11 protein-coding genes are annotated in these 12,541 nt (G+C 67.7%); 3 read left to right on the top strand and 8 right to left on the bottom strand.

Annotation, left to right across the window (positions count from 1 at the left end):
• Positions 1-93: 93 nt before the first annotated feature.
• Positions 94-1,044: a DUF389 domain-containing protein gene (locus LDQ05_RS03925; protein WP_226435580.1), complete on the bottom strand. Its 951-nt coding sequence runs from the start codon at positions 1,042-1,044 to the stop codon at positions 94-96.
• 332 nt (positions 1,045-1,376) lie between these two features.
• Positions 1,377-3,731 (bottom strand): arylsulfatase, encoded by a 2,355-nt coding sequence (locus LDQ05_RS03920; RefSeq protein WP_226435579.1) that lies wholly within the window; start codon positions 3,729-3,731, stop codon positions 1,377-1,379.
• A 918-nt stretch (positions 3,732-4,649) separates the two neighbouring features.
• On the opposite strand from LDQ05_RS03920, the gene LDQ05_RS03915 reads away from it, so the two are divergent.
• On the top strand, positions 4,650-4,865 hold the full coding sequence (locus LDQ05_RS03915) for a hypothetical protein (RefSeq protein ID WP_226435578.1): 216 nt from the start codon (positions 4,650-4,652) through the stop codon (positions 4,863-4,865).
• Between the two features lie 557 nt (positions 4,866-5,422).
• Here LDQ05_RS03915 and LDQ05_RS03910 read toward each other — a convergent pair.
• From LDQ05_RS03910 to LDQ05_RS03890, 5 genes are all read right to left on the bottom strand, one after another.
• Positions 5,423-5,962, bottom strand: coding sequence for a DinB family protein (locus LDQ05_RS03910; RefSeq protein ID WP_059384781.1), 540 nt, complete (start codon positions 5,960-5,962; stop codon positions 5,423-5,425).
• A 243-nt stretch (positions 5,963-6,205) separates the two neighbouring features.
• Positions 6,206-6,445, bottom strand: coding sequence for a hypothetical protein (locus LDQ05_RS03905; RefSeq protein WP_226435577.1), 240 nt, complete (start codon positions 6,443-6,445; stop codon positions 6,206-6,208).
• 170 nt (positions 6,446-6,615) lie between these two features.
• The gene (locus tag LDQ05_RS03900) at positions 6,616-7,692 is read right to left on the bottom strand and encodes a flavin-containing monooxygenase (protein WP_059384776.1); all 1,077 of its coding nucleotides are present in this window, start codon (positions 7,690-7,692) and stop codon (positions 6,616-6,618) included.
• Positions 7,689-8,924 carry an MFS transporter gene (locus tag LDQ05_RS03895; RefSeq protein WP_226435576.1) on the bottom strand — a complete coding sequence of 412 codons (1,236 nt, stop codon included), beginning with the start codon at positions 8,922-8,924 and terminating at the stop codon, positions 7,689-7,691. Before LDQ05_RS03895 ends, LDQ05_RS03900 begins: the two co-directional genes overlap by 4 nt.
• 5 nt (positions 8,925-8,929) lie before the next feature.
• A complete protein-coding gene (locus tag LDQ05_RS03890) occupies positions 8,930-10,276 on the bottom strand; it encodes an FAD-dependent oxidoreductase (RefSeq protein WP_226435575.1) in 1,347 nt (448 codons plus the stop codon).
• Between the two features lie 100 nt (positions 10,277-10,376).
• Here LDQ05_RS03890 and LDQ05_RS03885 point away from each other — a divergent pair, with 100 nt between their 5' ends.
• Complete coding sequence (locus LDQ05_RS03885; protein WP_206037692.1) at positions 10,377-11,264, top strand: helix-turn-helix domain-containing GNAT family N-acetyltransferase; 888 nt, start codon at positions 10,377-10,379, stop codon at positions 11,262-11,264.
• A gap of 17 nt (positions 11,265-11,281) precedes the next feature.
• Complete coding sequence (locus LDQ05_RS03880; RefSeq protein WP_064063798.1) at positions 11,282-11,593, top strand: hypothetical protein; 312 nt, start codon at positions 11,282-11,284, stop codon at positions 11,591-11,593.
• Between the two features lie 73 nt (positions 11,594-11,666).
• Here the strand turns inward: LDQ05_RS03880 and LDQ05_RS03875 are convergent, their stop codons facing one another.
• Complete coding sequence (locus LDQ05_RS03875) at positions 11,667-12,506, bottom strand: F510_1955 family glycosylhydrolase (RefSeq protein ID WP_064063736.1); 840 nt, start codon at positions 12,504-12,506, stop codon at positions 11,667-11,669.
• Positions 12,507-12,541 lie beyond the last annotated feature (35 nt).

Raw genomic sequence — 12,541 nt, 5'->3', positions numbered from 1 at the left:
ACAGCGTCGCCGGCCCGGCATCCCCGTATCGGCACCAGTTGCCCCGCGTGATCGGGTCTTCGCATCACGGATGCCATCGTCGCCCCTACGAGACTATCCGGTATCGATGCGCGACCCCACTGTGTGCACGACCTGAAGATCGGGGTCCCACGGGATGATGGCATCGACAGCAGAGTGCAGCTCATCGATCGGCGGAAGGTCGATCGGACCGAGCACAGTGACAGTAACAGTCGTTCCATGCCAGGCGACGTCGGTCACGTAGGCACCCGGGACATCCGCGAGCCAGCGTTGGCCTGCTCGAGAGATCTGTTGTGCCCACAGCGAGGACAGCGTATTGAGCACCATCGGAACCGTGACAATCAGCAACACTGTCGCCAGCGTGACGTACACGCTGCGTCGTCGGGTGACATTCCTTCCGTAGCCGACTACGACGAGCACGACCGTCACGGTGATGACGAGAGCGAGAACATTCGACAAGAACAAGACAAACGCTCCCAGCGCCAATGCTGGCGCACCAGAGCCCAGGCATACGCCCACCACAGCGAGCGGAGGAACAAGCGAGATTGCGATGGCGACGCCGGGTAGGACGTCACCGACATCGCGCCGCGTCACCGCGACCGCACCGACCAGACCTGTCGCCAGCGCAGCAGCGAGGTCGGATAAGTCAGGTGAGGTCCGGCCGAGGACCTGGGAGTTGGTCAACACATCGGTGGGATTGGGAAGCAACTGGGCGAACACCAGACCCGTGGCAACCACAAGCACGACACCGAGGGCCACAACCGCGAGACTGTGTCCGATCAAGCCCACTCGTCCTGTCGCGATTCCCAACCCCACGCCGAGAATCGGTGTCGACAAAGGGGCGACGATCATCGCTCCGATCACCGTCGCGGTGGAGTCGCCGGCCACGCCGGCGACCGAAATCACCCCCGACAGCGCCAGCATGATCCAGAACGCGGACCGTTTGGCGTCCCTGTCTCCCGCCGTCAAGTCCAGGCGCTCGTCGAGTTCAGTCGAGGTGCGCCGCTGGGACTCGGGAACCAGCATGTGGATCGGCCCCTTCTACGTCGGTGGGAAGCCGCGATCGTGCCTGTGCGGGTCTTCCCAGGGTTCATGAAGCACCGGGCCGCTCAGCGTTCGTTGGGTGAGGGACCCACGTATGCCTGCAGCAGCGGGCACGATGAGTGATCTGCAGATCGGCGCGGTCACCGAGCCTGTCGCACACGACAGGTCGAGCGGAGTGTGCCATCGGCCAGGATACAAATTCCCGTCCGAGTCCACCTCGCTCGGGTCCGCGTCAATCGCATCGCCAAGACATCGGCGACCGTCGGTCGCCGAGTTCGGCCCCTCGGTGTCAGTTCTTGTTCGGTCGTTTCACACTATTGACGCGAGGTCGCGACCCGGACAATGTCTGCCGGGTCGATGAGATGGGAATGATCGTCGTCCCCTACATCGATCTGCACCACCTCGATGCGGCCATTGAATTTGCTCGAGCCGGCGTAGTCGTGGCTCACCGGCATACCGAAATCGTCTCCTATGTCGGTGGTCTCGTCCGCGGAGAAAATCATCGGTTGGGTCCTGTCGATGCGGCCGGTGCCGACGCTGCGCCCGTCGATGTAGACGGTGACGTCTGCGCCCTTCGCGAGTCCACCGCCGTCATAGGCGACGTGTGCGCGGATCTGGTGTGCGCCTTCCGGGAGTTCTTCAGTTGCGGCGACGATAAATTCCTGCATGCCGAGCAGGTTGTAGACGAATTTCGCGTAGCCTTCGCGCACATAGAGAGCCCAGCCGCCGAAACGTCCACCCTGCGCGATCACCACCCCGTTGGTGCGGCCCTGCTTCGGGGCCTCGATCGCGGCGGTCACGGAGAACGACCGGTTCTTGATATCGATCACGCTGTGCTCGCTGAGCCGCTTCATCCCGGGAAAGAGCACCTGCCTGCTGCCCGTCACCAATTGGGGCCTGCCTGCGATGGTCGGATTGAGTCGTTCGAATCTGCGGTCGTCGATGGGGAGCACGTTGTATTTCACGGCCTCGATCAACCACAGACGTTGTAGCGACGCCAGCAGTTCGGGTTTCTCGGCTGCGAGATCGTGGGACTGCGACCAGTCGGTGGTGCCGTCGTAGAGTTCCCAGACATCGTCGTCGAGTGCCGGAAGCTCTTCGTTCGGCAGCCACGGTGTGCTGTGCCGGGTGACCGCGCTCCAGCCCTTGTAGTAGATCCCACGGTTGCCCGCCATCTCGAAATACTGCAGGTCGTGCCGCTCCGGCGCGTCGGGATCGTCGAAGGTGTACATCATGCTGGGGCCTTCGAGCGGGGATTGCTGCACTCCGTTGACGAAAGTCGGCTCCGGCAACCCGGCCGCCTCGAGCACAGTCGCCGCCACATCGATGACATGGGTGAACTGCGAACGCACCTCACCCTTGCTGCGAATTCCGGCGGGCCAGTGGACGATCGTGCCGTTGCGTGTGCCTCCCCAATGCGACGCGACCTGCTTGGTCCACTGGAACGGCGCGCACATCGCCCACGCCCACCCCACCGAATAGTGGTTGTAGGCCTCCGATGTTCCGAGTTTGTCTTTCATCGCTGCCATGAACTCGGGAGTTTCGATCGCGGCGAGTCCGTTGAAGTTCGCCATCTCGTTGAATGCCCCGTTGACGGTTCCTTCGGCGGAGGCGCCGTTGTCGCCGATGATGTAGTAGACGAGGGTGTTGTCGAGGGCGCCGAGAGACTCGATCGCGTCGACCACGCGACCGATGTGGAAATCGGTGTGCTCGAGGAAGCCGGCGTAGACCTCCATCTGGCGTTCGAGGACCGGTCTGAGTGCCTCGTCCATCTCGTCCCATGCCGGGATCGCATCCGGCCGTGCAGTCAGTTCCGTGTTCGGGGGTACGACACCGCGCTGCTTCTGCTCCGCGAGAATCGACTGGCGCTGCGCATCCCAGCCGTTGACGAACCGGCCGGCGTACTTGTCCGCCCACTCCGGGGGAACATGATGCGGAGCGTGTGTCGCGCCGGGAGCGAAATAGGCGAAGAACGGCTTGTCCGGGGCGAGTGATTTCTGGGTGCGAATCCAGTCGATCGCGTGATCGGCGAGGTCCTCGGTGAGGTGGTAGCCGTCCTCCGGACTTTTCTCCGGCTCGACTGGGACGAAACCGTCGTAGAGCGCGGGGTAGTACTGGTTGTTCTCGCCGCCGATGAAGCCGTAGAAGTGTTCGAAGCCGCCGCCGCCGGTGGGCCAGGCGTCGAACGGCCCGACGGGAGAGGTCTGCCACGGCGGAACCTCGTGGCACTTGCCGAACTGGGCGGTCGAGTAGCCGTTGAGTTTCAAGGTCATGGCCAACGGTGCCTTGGTGTTCGGTCGAAGTCCCGAGGACCCGGGTGCCGAGGTGGCGGTCTCGGTGATCATGCCCATTCCCACCGAGTGGTGGTTGCGGCCGCTGAGCAGCGCGGCGCGGGTCGGTGCGCATAGGGCGGTGGTGTGGAACCGGTTGTACGTGAGACCGTCGCGCTGCAGACGCTCCGCGGTCGGGTTGTGCACCGGACCGCCGAAGGCGCTGCTGGCCCCGAAACCCACGTCGTCGAGGAGGACCACCAGGATATTCGGTGCGTCCTCGGGCGGCAGCAGCGGTTCGATGGGTGGGAAGGCCGTGTCCGGGTCCTTCGCATCGTAGGTGATCAGTCCGAGGTGCTGCCTGTCGGGAATCGGAAGGACCTCACGTCTTTTCGTCATGGTGCGACACATCCCTTTCATCGAGTGGAGTGCTGGTGGGGCAAACGGTGACCGAACCCGCGATGCATTGCCGCCCAGCGGCATCCCTGTGTAAGTGACCGGACGACACCCCGCCGGTCCCGGACCCGCACCGGATCGTGGCTCGAGGTGCCCGCCGACCGTGCACGAGGACGCTGGCACCGGGATGCGGTGCTGCCGCGCTGACGACCGTGGCCACCGCACCTGAACCCACGGTCGCGGATCCGGGTACCCCCACCGTGCGTGCGCCGTTCCCGCAGCATCGGCGCGTCGGCACCGGCGACGCGGAGCCACCATCGCGAGGTCACGAATGCACCCAGCCTCGGAGGGCGAGCCATGACCGCTCACCCGCTGAGCACGTTCGCGAACCCATACGCGGTCCCTCCCTGGTCAGGGATGCACTTCGGCCCTACCCATCATCGAGGGATCGGTCACTTCAGCGGGCGATATTCGCGAGAATCAGGGTTTCCCAACCGGCGTGCTGCAGAGAAGCTGCAGTTCGGCTGTTCACAGAGCTTGGATCACTCATTTGATCCGTTCGGCACAGTGGACATCCACGTCGCCCCGCCTGCCTGGTTTGGAGACCACCGCAACTCTCACGAAGTAGCGGCAACTCTACAGGCGGCATCAAACCCGAGACAGTGCACCAGCCTGACCCTGCCGGATTGAGAAAGCCCTCGCTCAGGGTGCGGGGAACACTTTCGCCGAATGGGGACGACAGAGCTTCGGAGGAAGGAGATTCGGGTTCTCGTGCCTCCGGTGACATCGCCGTCTCCGGATAGTCGGCAGACCAACTTCGAGGGCGCTGAATCCGGTGGCCGCCGACGGCGACCAGATTCTGACCGCCCGGTCACCGGAACTCCCCGCGGGACGAGGTCCCGGTCCAGTGGGAGAGCACTCATGCCTGGGTACTGTCCGCTGTCGTTGGGGCAGGATTCGGGTCGCACGCACTCGCCCACCGACCTGCGACCAGCCGCAGCGGCCCTGCGCACCGCCGCCTCCGGCACCCTCGGCGCTGCCCGCGAGGCCCACGCGACCGCAGTGCGCGCAACCGAGCAGTACCACCGCGTCTGCGAAACCTTCGGCATCGAGCAGTCGCAGCAGTGTCGGCAGTGAGCGAGGGCAGTGCTGCGAGGGCGCCACGAACGCGTCCGGATGGTCGGCAAGATGGTTGTCGAGCTCATAGACAGCCGCCGGATGCCGCCATGCCTTGACCCGGTCGAGCAGATCGCGGGCCCCCTGCTCCGTCATCGTCGGCTGAGAAGCCGCGCAAGAATGTCAGCGGGTAAGCAGCATGGAGATGTCACCAACCGACGACATATACGTTCGACATCTCCCCAGCTCAACCACCGACCCCTGCCCCGGACGCTGCTGACATTCCGTGCGGCCTGCTGCTGACATTGAGTGACGTTTCGCCAGGTCGAACTGCTGGCAATTTCGTGCGGCCTCTCAGGAAAACGACACCGAATCGTAGAACCTACAGCTGAGTGTAGGTTCCCGCCGGAGGTGTCAGTAGTGCGGCGCACGGGCCTGCGGCTTTCCAATTTCGTGTCAGTCAGGGATTCTCACGATCTTGTCGGAATCCTCAGGCATCCCGGACGATGTTTCGGTCCTGTGCCCAAGCCGCGAGAACCGAATCGAAGAGTCTGCTGCCTCGAAGCCTGAGTTCTGACTCAATGCGGACGATCGAGAGTGAGCTGTCGTTCGTGGAAATCGAAATGTCTGACGGGATATCGGTACAGCTCACCAATGGTCATGTAATCGGTGAAGAACGGGTCCCAGCGCACCGGGAAGAACATTCCCCGTCCCAACGCCTGCTCCGATTCGCGTTGCAGTCGGCGGCTCAGCGCACCGATGACCCGGTCGGCTTTCGTGCCCATCCGGTTCCGGTCAAACACCAGGGCTGCAGCGCATGAACCGTAGTAATTCACCACGTCAAAAGGCCGCGTACCGGCATCGAGGACCTGGGCGAATCGACGCTCCACTCCGGCGGGCAGCCGGCTGACCATCCGCACCAAGGGCAGCAGCGCCGCCACCACCATGTACCCGAAGACCATGTGGAACAACAGTTGCTCGTTGGTCCACCGCGTCCCCGCCGATCGACTCCGCAACGAGGTGTCGGAAGCGTCGGCGAGGAGCCGGTGCAGATGCACACGGGTGCGTTCGAGCTCGCCGGCGATAGCGGCCCTGTCCACCCGCTCGGAATGGCCCATGATCCACCACCTGTCCAGGGAGCCGACGGCACTCGATGGCCGTCGATACCAGACTTCCCCCTCCCGGGCGGCCTCCACAACTGCCGGCCGAATTCAGTCTCATGTCGCGAATCGATATAGCGCCCCCGTCGACCCTCGGATGCCACGTCGGACGTACCTGCCGCAGTGGCGCGGCGCGGATCGCCGTGTCGTGACCGCCGGACGGCTGGCGTAACAGCAGCAGCGCGGGATGACGTGCGCCGCTCAGAGATCGAACAGCGAGAATTGGTCCTTCTGTGCTCGAGTCTCGGAGTCGGCGAGGTATCGGTCGGCCATGGCCCGGGCGACGGTTTCGTCGCAGCCGAGCTCGGCGGCGACTTCACTCCAGTCGTGTCCGTTGTGCTGGAGTTGCCACGCCAGCTGGTGCAACTGTTCGTCCATGTCCATCAGCGCCGCTCCCGCGGTCGTGTCGGCCGGAACCCGTTCGACGACGCGGGTTCTCATTGAGACAGATGGTAAACGCGGATGCGGGCATGCGGCGGCAGACATGCCGCCCACCGTCTCGAATCGGCGACGGATCGCACGAGAGATAGGTAAACCCGCCCCCGAGGGGACGGGCGGTGTGCCGTCCATGGTGTCACCGTTTCCGTGAACATCTATGGACGCAGCGCCGGTCAGGGACGGATAGGCAGTGCGCGGCGGGACCGGGCGGCGGCGACCACACGATCGGCGACCCGGCCGGCGTCGCGGCCGACACCCCGCAGCGACGCCGACGACAGGCTGCGCTGCCATTCGAGACCGACATACCCCAGCCCCAGATGAGTGGTGGAGAGACCCTGCCGGTGCCGGGGCCGGCCCGTCTCGTCGAGAGCGCCGAGACCGGTCAGATAGGGCAGGTGCGGGCGATAACCGGTACCCAACAGCACGGTGTCGGCGGTGGTGGCGGCGCCGTCGGGCCAGAACACCCGGCGGTCGTCGAGGCCGGTGAACAGCGGCCGCGGCTGCGGGTTGCCGCTGGCCAGGGCACGCCGGTAGCGGCCGGTATCGAGGACCTGCTGGGTCGGCGACGCAGGCAGCCACGGCCCCAAGGGGGCGCGGTCGACTCCGGTGACCGTGAGCCAGAAGTGCACATCACGGCCGAAGATCCGCTGCGGCAGGAACTTCGGCGGTCGGCGGCTGGCCAGAGTCACAGTAGCGACCTCGGCGAGTTCGGTGGCGATCTGCACCGCCGAGTTACCGGCACCGACCACCACCACGTTCTGGCCCGTGAGTGCAGCGGGGTCGCGGTAGTCGCCGGTGTGCAGCACCGTGCCGCCGAACGTGTCCAGCCCCGGCAGCGGTGGGATATTCGGGGACCCGAGATAGCCGGTGGCCGCGATCAGAATCGGCGCGGTGACACTGCCGCCGACAGCGGTGTGGGCGGTGTAGACGCCCCGCTCGCAGGTGACGGTCTCGACGCGGGAGCCGGTCACAATGTCGACGTCGAGTCCGGCGGCGTAGCGGCGCAGATACTCGATCACCTCGTCGCGCCGCGGATAGCGGTCCGGGGCGCCCGGAAACGCCAGGCCGGGCAGGGCACTGTATTTCGCCGGGGAGAACAGGGTCAGGCTGTCGTAGTAGTGCGGCCAGGCCCCGACCGGCTCGTCGCCGGCTTCGAGCAGCCCGGTGCGCAGGCCGCGAGCAGACAGAGCGTAGGCGGCGGCGAGGCCGGACTGGCCACCGCCGACGACGAGAGCGTCATAGTCGGTCATGGTGTTCCTTCGACAGTGTCGGTGGGGGTCAGCCGCGGCACGGACGCGATCGCCAGGAGTGCGGCGAGCGCGGCGACGACCGCGAGCACGAGGTAGGCGGTGGCGTAGCTGCCGGTCGCGCCGGCCAGGGCGGTTCCCGCCCACGGCGCCAACGCCATGACCAGGACGATCGGGGCGGACATCAGCCCGCCGAGGCGCCCGTAGTGGGTCGAGCCCCACCGGTCGGTGATGGCGGTGGCCTGGATCAAGGTGAACAATCCGCGCACCAGTCCCGCGCCGATCGCCGCGCCGATCAACGCCGCGGCCGTGGTCACCGCCCCGAGCAGCGCGGTGGTTGCCGCGGTGCCGGCCAGGATCACCACGATGCGGCTGCGGACGCTGGTACGGGCGACCAGGGTCGGATAGCCGAGGCGGCCGAGGACCTGTCCGGCGCCGCCGAGCCCGAGCGTCACCGCCGCCACCGACGGGGAGAAGCCCTGTTCGAGCAGCAACGGCACCAGATTGAAGACCCCGGCGAAGGCGGTGAACGCACCGAGAGCCAACGCGCCCACCAGTGCGAGGAACGCGGGGCTGCGGGCGATCTCCCGGTGCCCCAGGGCCGCGCCGTTCGCCGGTGGGGTCGCGGCGGGCCAGGATCCGCATAGTCCCCACCAGTGTCCGGGGATGGTGATCGCGGCGAGGATCGCCGCGAGGATCAGGTAGGTGGTGCGCCAGTCCGACTGCTGATCCACTGCGGAGGTCAACGGGGCGAAGATGGTGCTGGCCAGGCCCGCGGCGAGGGTCAGGATCATCAGGGCGTGCACGGAGCGGTCGCCGTACCAGCGGGTCAGCGCGGCGAACGCCGGTGGGTAGAGCACCGCGCCCATCGCGGTGCCGGCCAGCAGCCACCCGGCGTAGAACACCGGCAGCGTGGGGGCGAGCGCGATCAGGACCAGCGCGGGGACGGCGAGGACCGAGCCGGCGGTCATGATCGTGCGCGGTCCGACCCGGTCGAGGATGCGCCCGACCGGGATACCCGCGAGCGCGGTGGCGAGCTGACCGAGCGAGAACGCCGCGGTGATCGACGTGGGCGACCAGCCGGTATCGGCGGAGATCGAGACCGACAGGACCGGGAACGCGTAGTACAGGATGCCCCAGCTGGTGATCTCGGTCAGGCACAGCACCGCCAGCACCCGCCGCAGCCCGGCGCCGGTGAGAGCGCCGGGCTGCGGGCGGGTCGACGTGTCGGTCACCGGCGTTATCCGCCGGTGCGGGAGAGGGTGACCAACTGCGGCTCGGGCGCACCGCAGCACCCACCGGCCGCGGCCTCGGTGGCGGTGTCGGCGGCGGGGTCGTCGAACACTCCGGCGCCGCCGCACACCCCGGTCTCGGGCAGGGTCAGCTCGACGCGGGCGGCGGCATCGTGGTCGCCGGCCAGGGCGGCGGCGATGCTGCGGACCTGCTCGTAGCCGGTCATCGCCAGGAACGTCGGGGCCCGCCCGTAGCTCTTCATCCCGACCACATAGAAGCCGGGTTCGGGGTGGGTGAGCTCGGCGGCCCCGTGCGGGTAGACGGTGCCACAGGAGTGCACGTTCGGGTCGATCAGCGGGGCGAGTGCGGTCGGGGCCTGCAGCACCGGGTCGAGGTCGAGACGGATTTCCGAGAGCCACGACAGGTCCGGCCGGAAGCCGGTCGAGGCGATGACCTCGTCGACCGCCTCGAGGCGGGCGCCGGTATCGGACACCATGACGACCTGACCGTCGGTGGCGGGTTCGACGGCGGCGGTGCGGAACCCGGTGACCACGGTGAGCAGCCCGTCGTCGACGGCCTTCTTGGCGCGCAGTCCCAGGGCGCCGCGGGCGGGCAGCTGGTCGTCCTGGCCGCCGCCGAACGCGGCGCCGACCTCGCCGCGGCGCACCGCCCAGGTCAGGCGGGTGCCGGGGTCGGTGCGGGTGAGCTCTGCCAGCGCCACGATTGCGTTGAGTGCCGAGTGGCCGCTGCCGGCGATGACGGTGTGCCGTCCGGCGTAGCGGGTGCGCACCGCGTCGTCGTCCAGGTCGGGGACGCGGTAGGTGATCTTCTCGGCTGCGGCGCGTTCACCGAGGGCGGGCAGGCCTTCGCCGCCGAGCGGGTTGGGGGTGGCCCAGGTGCCGGAGGCGTCGAGGACGGCGCGGGCGAGCAGGCGGGTTTCGGTGCCGTCGCGGTGGCGGAGGTGCACCGACAGGGGTTCGGTGTCGCGGCCGGCGTCGACGATGCGGTCGCGGCCGCGGCGGGCGATGCCGACGACCTCGTGGTCGAGGCGGACTGCGTCGCCGAGGGCATCCGCCAGTGGGGTCAGGTACTGCCCGGTCCAGTCTTGGCCGGTGGGGTAGGCGTCGTCGTCGGGGGCGGTCCAGCCGGTGGTGTCGAGGAGGCGGCGGGCGGCGGGGTCGATCAGTTCGGCCCAGCGGGAGAAGGTGCGGACGTTGTGCCACTGTGCGACGGCGGCTCCGGCGAGGTTGCCGCGTTCGAGTACCAGCGGTTCGAGTCCGCGTTCGCGTAGGTGGGCGGCGGCGGACAGGCCGATCGGTCCGGCTCCGATGACGACGATGGGCAACTCGCTCATGACAGATCCTTTCATCGATGGGTATCGATCTAAGCTGCTGTCAGAGTATCGACGGGCATCGATGTATGCAACCATCGATGCCGATCGATATAGTGGGGGTATGACAGCACTCGGCCTACCGATCACGGTGACCCCCGGCGCGGAGGTGGACCTCGACGCCCTGAGCCCGCAGGACGCGGCCACCTACGCCGGATGGTTCGCCTGCCTGGCCGAACCCACGCGGGTGCGGCTGCTGCACCACGTCGCCGCCCATCCGTCCGGCATCACCGTCGGCGAGCTCGCCGACAGACTCGGAATCGGCCAGCCCACCATCTCCCATCACGTCCGCAAACTCGCCGACGTCGGCTTCGTCACCACCGGCAAACACGGCACCAGCACCGTGGTGCGGGTCAACCCGAGCTGCTGCAGCGACCTGCCCAGTGCCGCCGACGCGGTCATGGGGGTGCTCACCGCCCGCCCGTGCTGCCCCGAGGATGTCCCGGCCGACGTGGCCGTGCGCCCACTCGCAGGCGGTGACTGGGAGGCGGTGCGCCGCATCTACGCCGACGGCATCGCCACCGGCGCCGCGACGTTCACCACCGAGGTCCCCAGCCGCGACCACCTCGAGAGCCAGTGGTTGCCCGAGCATCGCTGGGTCGCCGAGATCGACGGTGAAGTGGTCGGCTGGGCAGCGTTGAGCCCGGTGTCGAACCGCGAGTGCTATCGCGGGGTGGCCGAGAATTCGGTGTATGTCGGCGACGGCATGCGCGGGCGCGGCGTCGGCAAGGCCCTGTTGCGCACCCAGGTCATCGCCGCCGATCAGGCCGGGTTGTGGACGCTGCAGACCTCGATTTTCCCGGAGAACCGGGCCAGCCTGGCGCTGCACCATTCGGCGGGTTTCCGCACCGTGGGGGTGCGCGAACGCATCGGCCGGCTCGACGGCATCTGGCGCGACACCGTGCTGCTCGAACGCCGCTCCGAGGCCGTTCCCGCCGCCGGGAACGAGTGAGAGCGAATCGGGTGGGGATGGACATCGAACTGCCGTACTTCGACGGCTGCCCGAACTGGGAGCTGATGCGCGACCGCCTCGCCGAGGCCCTGGCAGCGACCGGCAACGCCGGTACCCCGATCCGGCTGCGCCGTATCGAGACCCCGGAGGCCGCCGAGCGCGTCGCCTTCCCCGGATCCCCGACCATCCGCATCGACGGGACCGATCCGTTCGGCCCCACCGAGGGCGTCGGGTTGACGTGCCGCGTCTACCGCACCGCCGACGGGCACGGGGGTGTCCCGAGCACCGCCGATCTGATCACCGTGCTGCGGCAGGCCGAACACCGGTAGAGACCGGGTATCGGCTTGACCTTCGAGTCGACTCGAGGGTTCACCGTCGCGGAGTGAGCATGCTCCTCCGGGGTCAGTTCAGCGGATAGAGCATCTGGGCGGTCGCGGCGTAGGCGGTGTCGAAGTCGACGGCCAGCACTGCCTCGACCGGCCCGAGCACCGCGCGTGGCTCCCAAGCCTGGCCGGTGCGGCTACGCCACGCGGTGCCGGCGGTGTCGATACCCCACAACGAGCCATCCGGCGCCGCGGACAGCAACGCCAGCGGTGGGGCGTCCGGCACCACGGCGAAGGTGAGCCCGCCGTCGATGCTGTGCTGCAACCCGGCGGTAGTGGTCGCCCACACCCCGGCGTCGGTGACGGCGAGGGCGGCCGCGGCCACCGGGGCGCCCGCGGTCCAGCTGCTGCCGCCGTCGGTGGAGGTCAGCAATCCGGTGACGCCGTCGAAGCCGACCAGCAGCTCACCGTCGGTGGCCAAGGCGTGAAAATCCACCTCGCCGCTCAAGGATTTGGGTATCCAGGTGTGGCCGCCATCAGTGCTGTCGATCAGCCCCAGCGGATTCGGCGCCGAACTCGACGCCCCCGGATGCCCGGAGGCGAACAGACGGTCGGTGCCCGGCGCCCCGGTCAGTCCCATGAAGTCGTCGTCGGAGACGCCGACGCGGGTGGTGCGCCCGTTGTCGGCGATCTCGACGAGGCCGGTGTGGGTACCGGCCAGCACCACACCGCCGGAATCGAGGTGCAGACCGTGCAGATGATCGAGGGCCGGTTCCAACGCGACGCCGGGCACCTCCGAGACCGCCGCCGGCTCGGTGGTCGTGGTGGATTGTTCACCGGTCGCACAGCCGGCGAGCACAGCCACCGCAGCAACAGGCACCAGGACACGCGCCCACCGGCGCAGGGAAAAACTCGACATGAGAAGAAGGAACTCGTTTCGGATCGATCGGACGG

The sequence above is a fragment of the Rhodococcus yananensis genome (assembly GCF_020515525.1).
GTDB lineage: Bacteria > Actinomycetota > Actinomycetes > Mycobacteriales > Mycobacteriaceae > Rhodococcus > Rhodococcus yananensis.
Note: the sequence above shows the minus strand (reverse complement) of the source record. Positions and strands in the feature narration are given on the sequence as shown.